This is a genomic window from Brachyspira hampsonii 30446 (genome assembly GCF_000316195.1).
Taxonomy (GTDB): domain Bacteria; phylum Spirochaetota; class Brachyspiria; order Brachyspirales; family Brachyspiraceae; genus Brachyspira; species Brachyspira hampsonii_C.
Genome location: NZ_JH994111.1, coordinates 825596 through 841733 on the forward strand (window position 1 = coordinate 825596; position 16138 = coordinate 841733).

The following is a 16138-nucleotide window of genomic DNA, read 5'->3' on the forward strand; positions in this document are numbered from 1 at the left end:
ATAATTTTATATTTTTCAATTATAAATGTTTCATGTATTGTTTATTATCAAAAAAGGTATATAATAGATTTATATTAAAAAATGATACAATGATATTAATCAATAATAGGAGAAATAAATATGGCAGAATTGCGTTATAATCCATTGCTTGGAGATTATGTTATGATAGCTAGTCATAGGCAGTCTCGTCCGCAGATGCCTAAAGACTATTGTCCGTTTTGTCCCGGCAGCGGAAAAGTACCGGATAATTATGAGGTTCTTTGTTATGATAATGACTTTCCTGCTTTATCTTTTGAGCCTCCTTATCCCGATGAAGTAGATAATGGCAGAATGTTTAAAACAGCCCCTTCTATAGGTAAATGCGAGGTAATTTTATATTCTCCGGATCATAATACTACTTTACCTGAACTTCCTGTAGAGCATATTGCTAAATTGGTAGCTTTATGGCAGGAAAGAATGAAAGTTATAGCAGAAAACAAAAAAATAAAATATATTATGCCCTTTGAAAATAAAGGAGAAGTTGTAGGCGTTACAATGCCGCATCCTCATGGACAGATATACGGATACAGCTGGATACCTTTGAGAATTAAAAGAAAAATAGAAATGGCTTCAAGCTACTATAATACTAATTGCAGAAATCTTTTTATGGATATGATAGAGCAGGAGATTGAAGATAATAGAAGGGTAATTTTTGAAAATGATCATTTTATATGTTTCCTTCCTTTTGCTACAGAATACCCTTATGGTATAATGATAATGCCTAAAAAGAAAACACTTTCAATAACTGATTTTAATAAAGAAGAAAGTTTATCTCTTGCTGATGCTTTAAAAAAGGCTGCTTCTACATTAGATTTATTATTTGATATGAAGTTTCCATATATGATGTGTATGTATAGTGCCCCTGTTAATGATGGATTTAATTACAGCAATATATGGAATTATCATATAGAATTTTTCCCTCCTATGAGAAGTAAGGAAAAACAAAAATTCAATGCTTCTTCTGAAACGGGAGCTTGGGCACCTTGCAATCCTACAAGCCCTGAGGAAATGGCAGCCCAATTAAGAACGGCATATATTAGATATATGGGAATGTAAAACTTGCTGAAATTTACTATTATAATACCGCACAGAGTTGGTGAAAATATAGAAAAAACATTAGAAGGGGTATATCTGTCTAATTACCCTAAGGAATATATTGAAATCTTTCAAGCAGAAGGAACTCACCCTACAGTACAGAGAAATGAATGTATTAAACAATCATCAGGAGATATTGTATATTTTATAGATAATGATTCTATTGTAAGTGCTGATAATATAAAAGAAGCTAGCATTATATTTGAAACTTATGAAAATGTTGCAGTAGTAGGGGGACCTGCTATTCATAAAGTTAATTCAATTACAGAAATGTATATTGATAAATGTATGAAATCTTATTATGCTGTAGGTCCTATAGCAAATAGATATAAATCTAATGATGGGGATATGAAAGAGGGTACTGATAGAGATGTTATACTTTGCAATTTGTTTGTAAGACGAAATGTGTTATTTGAGGCTGGGCTTTTTAATGAAAAATTATACCCAAATGAGGAAAATGCTCTAATAGATAAAATACTTTCTCTTGGATACAAATTAATATATAATCCGAAGATAATAGTGGAAAGACCTCCAAGAGCGAATTTGAAATTATATATAAAAATGCTTCTTAATTATGGGAGGGGCAGATTTGAGCAGTTATTCAGAGATTTTAATGTTAAAAATTTGATATTTATTTTACCTTCATTATTTGCAGTATATATACTTTTAAGTCCTATAGTGTTAGGTATTTATCATTTTTATAAATTAGATATATTGAAATTTTATTTTCTTCCATTATCAGTTTACATAATAATGACTTTTTTTGCCGGAGTCGTATATTCTTTATGTGATAAAGGCTTTATATCAAAAATTTTTGGTATAATCATATATCCTTTTATGTTTTTTATTACGCACTTTTTTTATGGGCTTGGATTTTTTTATGGAATTATTAGAATAATAACTAAATTTAAAAGAGTTGCCACTTTTTCTATAAAAAAATATAAATCTTTTGAGTAGAAATTTATTTTTTTGTTTAGCTATAATACAAGATTAAGTATATATTTTTATATTAGACTTGTTTCAAAACTAAATTTATTAACATTTATAGTTTTTTAATTTAATATTTTTTGATTATAGTTGGGGCTTTGCTGCGAAGCACACAGTCGTGCACCGCTCTGCGTACTTCGTAAAACCCCACTTCTTTTGTGACGCCTGTCCGCCTCGCTGTGCGTGCCTTTGGCAGGTGTGGCACATACGAAGTACGCCTCGCCGTGCGTGCCGACGAAGTCCACCTTTGGTGTCGGCAGGCGAAAGACTGCATATTTATATATTAAAATAACAAATTATACAATATATAAAACATGTGATTTATTTAATAATTAATATTATATAATTTAGCATAAAATAAGAAACTCATAAAATTATTTGTCAAGTAGTTTTGAAACAAGTCTATTGTATTAATTTTATGTATATATTAAAATATAAGAAATTATTTGCAATTAAAATTTATTTTCTTTGAATTATTAAATTTATGATTATAGTTATTAGTATTATTTACACTAATAGTATACATTATTTATTAGAAAATATTTAAAAAATATAGTAAAGTTTGTTTTTTATTAAAATAAATATTTGCAAATTATAATTATTTATGATATACTCTATAGAAAATTATATTAATTAAAAAAAAGGTTATAGGTGTCAAGTACATACGAAATAATAACTTTAGATGGTCCTTCCGGGGCAGGTAAAAGTACAATAGCTAAATTATTAGCCAATAAATTATCTTTTAAATACTTAGATACAGGAGCTATGTACAGAGCCGTAACCCTATATATGATCAAACATAATATTAATATAAATGATAATAATGAAGTCATATCAGCTCTTAATAATTTAAGTATTAACTTTGATAATGCCGGCAGAATATATTTAGATAATGAAGATGTAACAGAGGCTATAAGAAGTATGGAAGTTGTCAATCTTGTTTCTAAAGTTTCTTCTATAAGCATTGTAAGGCAGAATATGGTATCTCTGCAAAGAAAAATAGCAGAAGGCGGTAATTATGTGGTAGATGGCAGAGACATAGGCAGTGTGGTATTCCCAGATTCTAAATATAAGTTTTATATGGATGCTTCTTTAGATGAAAGGGCTAAACGAAGATATAATGAGGAATTATCTAAGGGTAAGAATATCAGTTATGAAGATATTCGCGAGAGTATAAGAAAAAGAGATGAGTTTGACTCAAATAGAGAAGATAGTCCGCTTGTTGTAGCTAAAAATGCAAATATAATAGATACTACCAGCATGACTATTGATGAAGTTGTTGAAAAAATCGCTAATGTGATTTTTAATATAAAATCTAATTAAATATTAGATATTTTTTAACCTGTCAAAGTACAGGAGGGAGAAGGAACAATGGAAGATAATAAAAATTTATCAAATGATGAAATTGAATTTCGTAAGGCTTTAGAAGAAAGTGATAATACATTTTTAAGCCGAGGCAAAATCGTTAAAGGCAAAGTAGTGCAGTTTGATGACACTGATGTTTTTATAGATTTTGATTCTAAATCTGAAGGTAAAATAAAAAGAAGTGAATTTGATAAAGAACCTACTATTGGAGAGGAAATAGAAGCTATTGTTTCAGGCGAAGATGATAAAGGTTATGTTATATTGTCTAAGAGTGAAATAGATAAGAGAAAATCTCAGGAATTAATAGATAATGCTGTGAAAAATAATGCCTCAGTTACAGGAGTTGTTAAAGAGGTTATTAAAGGCGGATTTAAAGTATCTATAATGGGACATCAGGCATTCTGTCCTTTTTCTCAAATAGATTTGGCTAGAGGAATTAAAGAATCTGATTATATAGGTAAAGAATATGAGTTTAGAGTAATTAAGAAAAATGGAAGAGATGTTGTAGTTTCAAGAAGAGTTTTATTAGAAGAAGCTCAAAATGCCGGAATAGAAACATTCTTAAATAATCTTCAGGAAAATGATATTATTAATGGTAAGGTAAAAAATATAGAGAAATTCGGAGCTTTTGTTGAAATCACTCCGGGTTTTGACGGATTTCTTGCTATACCGAATATGTCTTGGGATAAAGTTGTAAATCCTAAATCTATAATATCAAAAGGTGAAGAGAGAATGTTTAAAGTTCTTCATATTGATAAAGAAAACAAAAAAGTTGATTTAGGTATTAAACAATTAGATGAAGATCCTTGGGGCAAATTTGTTGAGCAGTATCATATAGGCGATGTTATTCAGGGTGAAGTTACTAATGTCAAAAAATTCGGAGCTTTTGTTAAAGTTACTGATGGTATAGAGGGACTTGTTCATGTTTCAGATTTAAGTTGGAATTCTCATGTTAACAATCCTGCTGATTTCGTTAAAAAAGGTGCTTTCTTAGAGTGTAAAATACTTGATATGAATGCTGCTGAAAGAAAACTTACTTTAGGATTAAAGCAGGTTAAAGAAAATCCTTGGGATACAGTTGAAAGAGATTTTCCTGTTAAATCTGCTGTAAAATGTAAAGTAAAAAGAATCATTAAAAACTTTGCTGTATTTGAACTTCCTAATGGCTTGGAAGGAATATGCGATATAAGCGACTTCGATTGGAGAAACAATATAGTTAATATGAAAGACTATGTAAAAGAAGGCGAAGAAGCTAATATGGTTATAATGTCTATAGACAGAGATAAGCAAAGAATTAAATTAAGTTATAAACACACTAAAGACAGTCCTTGGAGATTATTTGAAAAAGCACATCCTCAAGGTTCTATAGTTGATGGTACTGTAAAAGCTATAGTTGATTCAGGTGCCATTATTTCTTTAGAAGATGATTTGGAAGGATATATGCATGTTTCTCAGGTAGAAATTCCTAAAGGTAGCACTTTAGAAGATGTTCTAAAAGTAGGAGAAACTTATCCTTTTGTTGTAAGAGAAGTTAATAAAAGTAAAAGAAGAATCTCTCTATCCAGAAGAGAATACATGGAAGCTCAAAATAAAAAAGAAACACAAAATTATATTTCTAAAGCAGAGCCTACTTCTCTCACTTACAATCCTTTTGATAATATTAATAACTAATTTTATAAATGATTATTTGAAATAAAAAAATCCTAGTATCATTATGGTATTAGGATTTTTTATTATAATATTTTGATATTATTGACAAATGAATCAATTAAAGTATAATTATTAGATATATTTTTTGAGAAGGTATTTTATGAAAAAGATTCTTATTATATCGTCGGAATATACAGGACATGGACACAAAAGTGTTCATACTTCACTTTTACAAGGTTTTAAATCATTGTATGGTGAAGAAATAGAATGCAAAGTTGTGAATGGTTTTACACTCGGAAATTGGGCTCTTATGGCGACAGAAAGGCTTTATAATAGCTGCATAAAATATGCACCAAAATTATGGTACAGAATTTTTAAATTTTCTTTTAAAAATAGAGATATTATCAATAAAAATAATGCTTTTCATGTTAAAAGCAAATTTTTAAAACTTATAGATGAATATAAGCCAGATATAATCATCAATGTTCACCCAATGTTCAGCGGCAGCCTTTTGAATATCTTAAAGAAGAAAAATATAAATATAAAATTTTTCATTATAATAACAGATTTAATTACAATAAGTAAGTTATGGTTTGATAATAGGGCAGATAAAATCATAAGTCCTTCTTATGAGGCTTCTGAATATATGATGAAAAATGGTGTAGATAAGGAAAAAATTATTACATTCGGCTTGCCTGTAAGAGAAGGATTCTCTTCATCATTTAAAAGTAAAGAAGAGGTTGTAAAAAATACAAATATTAATAATACATTGAAAATACTTCTTCTCAACAATTCTGAAAGAACTAAAAGACTTATTTATATAATAGATGGTTTATATGAAAGATATAAATGTGAAGTAACGGTTGTATGCGGAAGAAATGAAAAAACATTTAATACATTAAATAAAGTATATTCTTCAAAAGAGAATAAGCCTGTTATAATAGGATACACACAAGAGCTTCCTAGATTATTTCATGAGAATGATATCTTAATAACAAGATCCGGTCCTACAGCTATTATAGAAGCTATTAACTGTTTAATACCTATTGTATCTATGGGGGCTTTACCTGGACAGGAAGAGGGAAATCCTATATATATTGATAATAATGGATTAGGGTATGATACTAGTTCTACAGATGATATATTTAATAAAATAGATTTGCTTGTTGCTAATAATAGAGAGAATTTAGTAAAAATGAGAGAGAAGCAATTTGATTATTACGGCAGAGATGTAAGAGAAAAGATAGTTAAATATATTGCTGATGAATTATTTAAAGACTCTGAAAATAAATAAAATATTTTTATAATAATAAAAAATATCATGTAGATTAAGAGGTTAATATATTGATTACTAATGCAAAGATGAAAGAGATTATTTCAGATATTGATTTATCAAATATAGAATTAAAAAACTATTATTCTATATTTGAAAGAGAAAATTATAAAAATGAAAAATATTGGGTTATTAGTAATGAGTCAGATTGTACTATGTGTAAAGCTCCTGCAGATATAGAGAATCTTTCTAATTTTGAATGGGATAATAATGAGATATATATAGCAAACAGCTTAGACATAAAACATGTTTTAAATTTATCTTTAAAAATGTTTATGTCTTTGAAAAAGGTTCTTGAAGAAAATTATCATTATCAGGTATTTGATTTAATATTATCTATATCAGAAATGAAAGATGATATTGCTCCTAATGCCAATATAAGATTTTATGCTGTAAGAGATAATTTTAGAATAATAGATTTAGAAAATATTGACAATTATAAATCACAAGCACTTTTAATAGAAACAGTTAATCAAAATTAATATTTTAAGTTTTGAATATATTATCCATTTTTCTTAATTCACTAATCTGTATATAAAAAATAAATTATATAAAATACACTTGATATTTATTTATTAAAATGTTATAATATTCTAACAATGGAAGGTTATAAAATAGATTAATGTGTAGATTCATGTTTTTCTATTTCTTAAAATTAATTAGATAAATAGGAGAATCTAAAAATGGCTGATAAGACAATATGTTTTTGTATGGCGGTAACTGAAAATCAAATTAGAGATGCTATCAAATCAAAAAAATTAAAAACAGTAGAAGAAGTTTCTAATGCCACTAAAGCCGGCACCGGATGCGGCGGATGTCAGGCTGCAATAAAACAAATCTTAGATGAGATGAATAAATAATTTAAAAAATAAAAAATATTTTTATATTCCAAAATAATTTAATATATTTATATTAAATTATTAACTTAGATGGAGGTAAGAACATGTGGGAATATACAGATAAAGTAAAGGATCATTTTATAAATCCTAGAAATGTAGGGGAGATAGAAAATCCCGATGCAGAAGCTATGACAGGCAGTATTGTCTGCGGAGATGCACTTAAATTAACATTAAAAATTAATAAAGATAGTGAAGTCATAGAAGATGCAAAATTTCAAACATTCGGCTGTGCTTCAGCTATAGCAAGCAGCAGTATATTAACTGAGATGATTAAGGGTAAAACTCTTGATGAAGCTGCCAAAATTACTAACAAAGATATAGCTGTTGAATTAGGTGGTCTTCCTGAAGAGAAGATGCACTGTTCTGTTATGGGAATGGAAACTTTAGAAAAGGCAATTAATAATTACAGAGGAATTGCCACTGAAGATGATGAACATGATGAGGGTGCTATTATTTGTAAATGTTTTGGTATAACAGATACTAAAATAAAAAGAGCAATTAGAGAAAATAACTTAAAAACTGTAGATGAAGTTACTTTCTACACTAAAGCAGGCGGCGGATGCGGAGCTTGTAAAGTTAAAATTGAAGATATACTTAATGAAGAGTTAGCTGAGATGGAGAGAGAGGCTAAAAATGCTCCGATGACTACCGTTCAGAAAATTAAAAAGATAGAAGAAGCTTTGGAGAGAGTTATTAATCCTATGCTTAAAATGGACGGCGGAAGCTGCAGACTTGTAGATGTTGATGGCAATAAAGTTATGATAGAGTTTAAGGGAGCTTGTTCAGCTTGTGCTTCTTCAAAAAATACTTTGAAAGGTTTTGTTGAGCCTAAATTGCAGGAACTAGTAAGTAAAGATTTAGAAGTTGTTGGTGTTTGATGGGAGCGGTATATGTCAGATAAAAAAATTATATATATGGATAATAATGCCACAACTAGTGTATATCCTGAAGTTTTGGAGGCTATGCTTCCTTATTTTAAGGATCAGTATTTTAATCCTTCTAGTATGTACACTCCTGCAGGGGCAGTTCATAAAGAGATGGAAAAGGCTAGAGCTGAAGTGGCAGATTTTTTAGGATGCGAACCTATAGAAGTATGTTTCGTTTCTTGCGGAAGTGAGGGTGATAATATGGCTATTAGGGGAACTATAGAAGCATATCCTACTAAGAATCATATTATTACTACAAAAGTAGAACACCCTGCAGTTATAGAGACATGCAAAGATTTGGAAAGACATGGCTATAGAGTTACTTATCTTTCTGTAGATAATGACGGTAATATTGATATTAATGAGCTTAAAAGTGCAATTAATGAAAATACTGCTATAGTATCTATAATGTATGCCAATAATGAAACAGGTGTTATTTATCCTATAAAAGAGATAGGGCAGATAGTAAAAAATGCTGGGGCAGTATTTCATGTTGATGCTGTTCAGGCTGCCGGTAAATTGCCTCTTAATATGAAAGATGAATCATATATTGACATGCTTACAATAGCTGGTCATAAAATTCATGCCCCTAAAGGAATTGGTGCTTTATATATAAAAAATGGTACTAAATTAAGAACTGTTTTAACAGGAGGGCATCAGGAGAGAGGACGCCGTGCTGGTACTGAGAATGTTCCTTATATTATTGGTTTGGGCAAAGCTGCTTCTATGGTTAAGGCTGAACTTCCTAGATTTATAGAGCATACTGCTAAACTCAGAGATACTTTAGAGGCTGAAGTCTTAAAAAGAATAACTGATGTTAAAATAAATGGTAAGAATGCTAATAGAGTAAGCAATACAGCGAATATTAGTTTCAAAAATATAGAAGGCGAAGCCATACTCCTTTTATTAGATGGGTATGGAATTTGTACTTCAAGCGGAAGTGCCTGTTCATCTGGTACATTAGAACCTTCCCCTGTACTTCAAGCTATGGGAGTGCCTTTTGAATATGCACACAGTTCTACAAGATTTTCTTTCTCATTGGATAATACTATGGATGAGATAATGTATGCTGCTGATGCTATAGAAAAGATTGTGGCAAGATTAAGGGATATATCTCCTTATAGAAATTAAGAATTAATATTTTAATTTTTTAATAGCTCATCATTTATATGATGAGCTTTTTTATTAATTATATAATAAAATATACAAAATTATTATAAAATATTGACAAATAAATATTATAGTATATACTTAATTAATAAAGATACTAATATAAGGTTTATTTAATTATGCTGTTTAATCGCATCGCATCGCATCGCATCGCATCGCATCGCATCGCATCGCATCGCATTATAATATCTTACTAAACTTTATAAACTCATTCTATCAAATAACTAGCAAAAATTTATTTCAATCTTTGGAAATACTTAAATATATTAATGCCATCTCTTTCGGCATTGCAAAAAATAATTACAGGAGTTTTTTATGAACGATTACAATAACTATGATGATAATTCAAACAAACCTGCCCAATCTGGAATAGTACCTTGGATACCTTTAATATTAGCATTAATATACACAGTTTCACCTGTAGATTTAGTACCTGATGTCATACCAATAGTAGGCTGGTTTGAGGATGCATTATTACTGGTTGTAGGCGGACTTAACGGCATACAGAATGGAGTTTTAGAAGCTAATAGTTCATTAAGGGGTATAGTAAAATTTTTAAAATGGGGACTTTTAATAGTTGGAGGAATAGGAATTATTATAGTAGTTCTTCTAGCAGTATTAGTTTTTAAAATAGCTGCAAATTAATTTTTTAAGGAGTAATAATATTATGAATGAAAATACATCTAATGATATCAATAATCAATTAACTAGTGTAAATAATAAACTTAGCAGATCTTTAAATGAATTAAATAATTCACAGCAGGCAGGCGGAATAGTGGGAACTATAGCATCAGCAGTTGTAAGTATGAAAGAGATAGAAAAAGATATGATGGTAATAGAAAAACAATTTCAATATTTGATGAAAAAAGCAGATATTGATTTAGAAAAATTTAAACATAGTTTTAATTTAACTTCTAATATGCTTAATAATATTTCTAACAATTTAAATTTATTTGCTCAGCAAGTGTTAAGTATACCTACAGATACAATAAATGAAAATGAAATAAAGCATAGAACAGAACTTTTAAATATGGTTAATAATTTTAACATGACAATATCCCAAATGTTAATCAATTTATTAAAGTAATGGAGATAAATAAATGCCTAATAAATTATTGAATGATGAAGAGTTTTTACAAATAAAAAAAGAGCTTGATGATATATTTGCAACAATAGATAGATTAGCATCGCCTTGGATAGATTTAGGAAATGCAGTTGCTGGAATAGGAGTATTATCTGCTTTTTTTATAAATCCGTTAGTAGGACTCGGAGCAGCCGCTGCAGGAGCATTTTTAGGATATAGTAAAAAACAAAAAGCATTAGAAGATAAAAGAAAAAAATTTTATGAAGCTTTACCCACACTAAAAAATACTGCCAGAACAAAAATGTCTGCTGTTAAAGAAAATATGATTCTTCTAAATAATAATATAAATTTAACAGAGCAATTAATGATTAATGATTCCAAGTCAATATTGTCGGAAAATAATAAGCAAAATAAGGAGCATTTAATTAACGGTATAAGTTCATCTTTTAAATCTTATTGCAGAGTTTCTTATATGCTTGAATTATATCAATATGCTTTAGATACATTTGAAGCTTGGCTTAATGAGGAGTATTCAGCAGATTATCAATGTCCGAATATAGATGATAGTAATGCTAAATGTACTATTAAGCTTTATAACAATTCTGATTTTTATACTGTTGCCTCTAATAATCCAACCATAGGAACATTATTTATAGTAAATAATAACAATGATGATGATGTAAAATTTATACCTAAAATAGTAGCAGAAAATATTTATAGGTCATATAGCTATGATGATATCATATTTAAAAATAGAAATAATACAAATTTACGTTTTACTAATTTATATTTTAAATATAAAAGTTACAGAAGAGATAATGTTTTAAGAAGCTTATATGGATATTATGATAAAATGAATGTAGTTTTACCTATAGTTTTTATAATATCTTTTTTTATATCAATGTTAGCAGATGCTAATGCATATAATATTGGAATAGTTAAATTTATATTTTTATCTATATTGCCTGCTTCCGTAATAACTGGTATTACAGCATTAATATGGTTTATAAGTTATCATTATTTATTTAATATTAGGTTTAAATTTTATACAACTAATTTAATAAAATCATCTTTATATTTACTGTCAGTGCTTTTAATATTAATTGGTCTTCCTACAGTATATGGATATTTATATGCTAATAATTATAGGCAGAAAAACATTGAATATATTAATTTATCAAGTAATGAAATTTCAAATTTGATAGAAAATAAACAATTTGATGATGCCTATAATAAAAATGATTCACTATATTTAAAATATATTTATCCTTTAGCTGATATTAATGAGGCTGGTACTGTGAAAAAATATAAAAAAGAATTATATGATAATATGTCTACAAACTTTTTTATTAATTTTGAAAATGCTCTTAATAGTGATATGAATTATTCAAATTACCAATATGTATTTGATGCTTATAATGATAGAAACAAATATTATAAAAAAATACCAGATGAAAATTATAAGAATGAGATAAAAGAATTACTTTCAAATATTGATAAAGAAATTGATAAGAAAAGACATGAATATTTATTGTCAGAAGTTAATATTATAAATAATTTAATAAATACTAATAAATCAAAAGCCATAGAGTTACTAGATGATATGAAACACTTTTCTAAAGATAAATTTAAACTATCTGATGATAAAAAATTTATGATTTTTAATGATACTATTTCATACAAAGAATATTGGGAAAAACAGAGAGAAGAATTATTATCAAAAATAAGTAATTAAATTTTTTTTTAATGTATAAATAAAAAACTAGTTAATAATCATTTACTAAATTATTAACTAGTTTATTTTTTTAATCTATTTACCGTGCGTTATGATTAAATAAAATTAATCTCCAAAAACGCTTTTTACTATACTGTAAATTGAAGAAGCAAATCTTTTTTCTACTTTTAGAGGATTAATTATGGTTTCAATGCCGTCATTTATCTCGCAAAACTCTATATCGCCAAACTCAACATCTTCATTAGCATCCATTCCAAAATACATATAATCAAATGAGATATGAACAGCAATATTAAGATAAGTATCTTTTAATATGTACTCGCAGAAACTTCCTCCGTCCATAGTCTCGCCTCTAGTCATGTCGTATTTATTTGCTAATGACATCAATACGCCTGCTTTTATTTTTTTGGAATTAAGAGAAGTAATTTTATCTTCGATTATATCTTTTTCTTTAATATCAGAATATTTGAAATCAAGCTGTTCTATAGGCTGCAATATCTCATAGTCTGATAATTGAGTTTTCCATTTTGCTATAATGTCAGAGTTTAATTCTGAAGGATGCACTAAAGTTATTAAAGCATTTTCTTTGAGAGTGTATTCTTCTTCATCAACCGTATTGAAAGTGCCGTCTTCCATATACCTGAAACTTTCTATTAAATTGTTATTCTCATCATAAACGCCCCATATAAGTTTTAATGCAAATAGATTCATTATAGGGTTTTCAACAAATACAGTTTTGAAATTATCATAAGTCCATTTTCTGCCGTTTAATAATACTTTCTGAAGTCTTATTTTCTGACTCTGTATTAAAGTTTTTATTTCTTTTTTGAGAGCAGTGCATTCTTTTTTGGCATTATCAGCTTCTGTTTTGTCGTCTTTGCTGTTTGGAGCTGGGAGTGATTTTATTATTTTTTGTTTGTCATTATCTGTTATTGTGAGTTCAAGATCATTGTTTATTGATAATGTAAATGTTCTTTTTGCCTCGCCTCCGTAGCTTAAAACTTTTTCACCTTTTCTGTCAAATCCGAAATTAGGTATTATTCTGTCTGAAAGCTCATCGGCTGTCATATCAAGTAAGTATGCAACATTTTCCATAGTCTCTATTGCTACTTCTTTTATTTTTGCAGTAGGTGCTTTTCTTGTGAGGCTGTCTACCAATATTAATGCATAGCTTTTTCCATTTAATGCAATACATTTTACAATAAATGCCCCCATAACAGTGCGGGAACCTTTAGCAAACTCTTTTATAAGCGGATAAACTTTATCTATCTTTGAATTATCAGAATATAAAAGATAAGGTATTAAAATATTTTTTTTATTAGCCTCGTAATTAGAATCTTTCCAATAAATATATAACATTTCTAAAGCATTTGTAAATGAAGAAGTATCAAGAATCTCAGTAAGCATATCGCAGTCTTTTAATCTGGTAGGCTCAACTAAGTTCATATATTCCATAATAATATATTTAAATATTCTCTCATCAGCCAATTTTCCATTATTGTATAAAACCTTTGTTAAGTGAATATCATCTAAAAACTTAATATTTTTTTCATAATTTGTATTGTAATAAGTATCAATAAACTCCAAAGCCTCGTCAATACTTTTGAAATTATCACCGTATTTTTTAAGATTCCAATTCTTAATAATATTTTTTAATGCCCCTTTAAGTTCTGATGATCTTGTTTTCTCTGACATCTTTTCAACATATTCTCTTGTAATAGATTCATTATCAGAAATAGCTTTAATACAATATCTTTTTACTTCTGCCCTCTTTGTATTTTCAAGAACTGTATAAATCAAATGATAATTTTCATAATTATATTTATTATACATTGTTCTTAATATATCCAATGCTGTATTTTTATAGCCTGCTATATTATCTTTTATAAACTCATCATCATTTAAAATATTTGTTATATCTTCAAAATAGCTTTTAAATAACTCGTCTTTTACACTGTTTATAATAACATTATTATTTTCATCTACGCATCTAAGCTCTTTATATAATGTAGGAAGATATTTTCCGCCATAATCATAATAATAATTTGAAAAATCACCCGCATAATCAAAATAGTATGATAGTAAAATTTCTTTTAATGTAATATTTAATTCTTTATTATTTAATAAACTATCGATAACTTCTTTTAAAGTTTTACTTCCTATAGATGCCTGCACTTCTATATATTTTCTTATTCCAAGATGAATTGGTAAATATTTAAAAATATCAATAGCAAACTTTTTATAGTTTTTCATTTCTGCACTATCATAATTAAATAAAGAGTATAAATAATAAAGTTCTGTCTCAAGTCTAATATCAGGACTCCTGTCATATCTGCTGTATAAATCGTATATATTTTTTTTGTCTGTATAATAATCTATAAGCGTATAAAAAAGTTTATTTTTATCTTTATCAAATATTTCTTCTATTTTTTCTGTAGTTGTAAATGCTGGTCTTTTATTATATCTATCCGAATTATCTTCTGTAAATTTATTCACTATAGTTTGTAATACATGTTCTGCTACTTTTAAATTATTTGTGTCTATTTTATTATCATTATGCTCTAATAAAACGCCGCTAAGAACTATAAATATTCTTTTGTTTCTATCATTTTTTAAGTCATTTCCTACTAAGTGATAAATTTTATAAAAATCTTCTCTATAGTTTAAATATAAATCTCTTGCCCCATAAATAAACTCATAATTAAAATAATCTTCAAAATGTTTAGCTATAAATATAAAAGAGTTTGGGTAATTTATTGCCATTAGGAATTTATCTTTAGCTTTATAAGGATTGCTGTAATCTAATAATCTTAAATAGTGACCAATTTCAATATTCATATCAATAATATATTCTTCATTATTATTAAGCACTTCTACAAATTTATTTTTTATATCTTCATTTTTATCTAAAAGAGAAGCTATTACATTTAAAGTGTCATAAAGATTAGGAAAAACATCAAATGATTTTATAGCCGCATTTATATATTTTTCATCGCATTCTTTATTATTTTTTATAACAGAACATATTGCAATCAATGGTATTACAGCATCTCTTCCCATTTTATGAAGTATTTTTTTATTGTCATTGTTATTAATAATATCAATATATTTATCTGTGTATTCTTGAAACTCTTTACTGAAGTATTTATTAAAGTCTTCAAAAACTGTATATATTAAACTTTCACCATTTAGAGTTCTTACATTCTCTTTATGTCTTTTCTCATATCCGTAAGCCATATATCTGAGCGACTTTTCAAAATCTTTACTTACTATATAATCAAGAATAACATATCTAGTTCCACCTTCTCCTTCCTTGTCATTTCCGTAAAGAAGTATCTTAACGAAATGTTCATATCTTTTCTTTAATGCTTCATCTTCTATAGAAAAATAATCTTGCAAAAAAGCATCTCTACCATAAAAATAGTCATAAGAATTCTTTTTTATTTTACTAAAATCATTTGTAGATTCGCATTTCTTCATATCATCTTCTATAGGAGAGTTTTTATAGTACGCTTCAAGTTTTTCTTCTAAGTTCATAATTTTACCTCCGAAATCTATATTAATATATAGTATATGTATTTTTGTTTATTGTCAATATATAAATGCTGATAAAAATTAATTATAATAAAAAAGCCCATGTTTTATTACATAGGCTTTAAGGAGAAACAAATAATGTAATTCTTATATGTATTTACCTATTATTTCATAATATTCGCTTATTAATGATCCGTAGTCTTCATCACTAAGAAAAGTACATTCGTTATTTAAAATATTAAATAATTTAGTCATAATATACCTCCTTTTCTGCACTAATTTACCTTTATATTTTATGTGAATTAATTACTATATATTGTA

The 16138-nt window shown here is 27.6% G+C and carries 13 protein-coding genes; 12 read left to right on the plus strand and 1 reads right to left on the minus strand.

What is annotated here, in order from left to right:
- Positions 1-120: 120 nt before the first annotated feature.
- From galT to A966_RS08550, 12 genes are all read left to right on the plus strand, one after another.
- Positions 121-1095 carry a galactose-1-phosphate uridylyltransferase gene (galT, locus tag A966_RS08495; protein WP_008724620.1) on the plus strand — a complete coding sequence of 325 codons (975 nt, stop codon included), beginning with the start codon at positions 121-123 and terminating at the stop codon, positions 1093-1095.
- Positions 1096-1098: 3 nt separating this feature from the next.
- A complete protein-coding gene (locus A966_RS08500; protein WP_008724623.1) occupies positions 1099-2091 on the plus strand; it encodes a glycosyltransferase in 993 nt (330 codons plus the stop codon).
- Positions 2092-2772: 681 nt separating this feature from the next.
- Positions 2773-3444 (plus strand): (d)CMP kinase, encoded by a 672-nt coding sequence (cmk, locus tag A966_RS08505; RefSeq protein WP_008724625.1) that lies wholly within the window; start codon positions 2773-2775, stop codon positions 3442-3444.
- Between the two features lie 48 nt (positions 3445-3492).
- Positions 3493-5157, plus strand: a complete 1665-nt coding sequence (locus tag A966_RS08510; RefSeq protein WP_008724627.1) for a S1 RNA-binding domain-containing protein — start codon at positions 3493-3495, stop codon at positions 5155-5157.
- A 139-nt stretch (positions 5158-5296) separates the two neighbouring features.
- Complete coding sequence (locus A966_RS08515) at positions 5297-6430, plus strand: MGDG synthase family glycosyltransferase (protein ID WP_008724628.1); 1134 nt, start codon at positions 5297-5299, stop codon at positions 6428-6430.
- Between the two features lie 50 nt (positions 6431-6480).
- Complete coding sequence (locus tag A966_RS08520; RefSeq protein WP_008724630.1) at positions 6481-6951, plus strand: hypothetical protein; 471 nt, start codon at positions 6481-6483, stop codon at positions 6949-6951.
- A gap of 201 nt (positions 6952-7152) precedes the next feature.
- Positions 7153-7329, plus strand: coding sequence for a (2Fe-2S)-binding protein (locus A966_RS08525; protein WP_008724633.1), 177 nt, complete (start codon positions 7153-7155; stop codon positions 7327-7329).
- Positions 7330-7412: 83 nt separating this feature from the next.
- Positions 7413-8246 carry a Fe-S cluster assembly protein NifU gene (gene nifU, locus A966_RS08530; RefSeq protein ID WP_008724635.1) on the plus strand — a complete coding sequence of 278 codons (834 nt, stop codon included), beginning with the start codon at positions 7413-7415 and terminating at the stop codon, positions 8244-8246.
- Positions 8247-8258: 12 nt separating this feature from the next.
- A complete protein-coding gene (nifS, locus tag A966_RS08535) occupies positions 8259-9425 on the plus strand; it encodes a cysteine desulfurase NifS (protein ID WP_008724638.1) in 1167 nt (388 codons plus the stop codon).
- Positions 9426-9779: 354 nt separating this feature from the next.
- Positions 9780-10109, plus strand: coding sequence for a YkvA family protein (locus tag A966_RS08540; RefSeq protein ID WP_008724640.1), 330 nt, complete (start codon positions 9780-9782; stop codon positions 10107-10109).
- Between the two features lie 22 nt (positions 10110-10131).
- The gene (locus tag A966_RS08545) at positions 10132-10551 is read left to right on the plus strand and encodes a hypothetical protein (RefSeq protein WP_008724642.1); all 420 of its coding nucleotides are present in this window, start codon (positions 10132-10134) and stop codon (positions 10549-10551) included.
- Positions 10552-10564: 13 nt separating this feature from the next.
- Positions 10565-12283: a hypothetical protein gene (locus tag A966_RS08550; RefSeq protein WP_008724644.1), complete on the plus strand. Its 1719-nt coding sequence runs from the start codon at positions 10565-10567 to the stop codon at positions 12281-12283.
- Between the two features lie 105 nt (positions 12284-12388).
- Here A966_RS08550 and A966_RS08555 read toward each other — a convergent pair whose 3' ends face one another.
- The gene (locus A966_RS08555) at positions 12389-15820 is read right to left on the minus strand and encodes a DUF4132 domain-containing protein (RefSeq protein WP_008724646.1); all 3432 of its coding nucleotides are present in this window, start codon (positions 15818-15820) and stop codon (positions 12389-12391) included.
- Positions 15821-16138: the final 318 nt, after the last annotated feature.

Excerpts from the sequence above, each read along its gene's own strand:
- galT (WP_008724620.1), top strand. The coding sequence starts at position 121 with ATGGCAGAATTGCGTTATAATCCATTGCTTGGAGATTATGTTATGATA.
- A966_RS08510 (WP_008724627.1), top strand. The coding sequence starts at position 3,493 with ATGGAAGATAATAAAAATTTATCAAATGATGAAATTGAATTTCGTAAG.
- A966_RS08515 (WP_008724628.1), top strand. The coding sequence starts at position 5,297 with ATGAAAAAGATTCTTATTATATCGTCGGAATATACAGGACATGGACAC.
- A966_RS08525 (WP_008724633.1), top strand. The coding sequence starts at position 7,153 with ATGGCTGATAAGACAATATGTTTTTGTATGGCGGTAACTGAAAATCAA.
- nifU (WP_008724635.1), top strand. The coding sequence starts at position 7,413 with ATGTGGGAATATACAGATAAAGTAAAGGATCATTTTATAAATCCTAGA.
- nifS (WP_008724638.1), top strand. The coding sequence starts at position 8,259 with ATGTCAGATAAAAAAATTATATATATGGATAATAATGCCACAACTAGT.
- A966_RS08540 (WP_008724640.1), top strand. The coding sequence starts at position 9,780 with ATGAACGATTACAATAACTATGATGATAATTCAAACAAACCTGCCCAA.
- A966_RS08545 (WP_008724642.1), top strand. The coding sequence starts at position 10,132 with ATGAATGAAAATACATCTAATGATATCAATAATCAATTAACTAGTGTA.
- A966_RS08550 (WP_008724644.1), top strand. The coding sequence starts at position 10,565 with ATGCCTAATAAATTATTGAATGATGAAGAGTTTTTACAAATAAAAAAA.
- A966_RS08555 (WP_008724646.1), bottom strand. The coding sequence starts at position 15,820 with ATGAACTTAGAAGAAAAACTTGAAGCGTACTATAAAAACTCTCCTATA.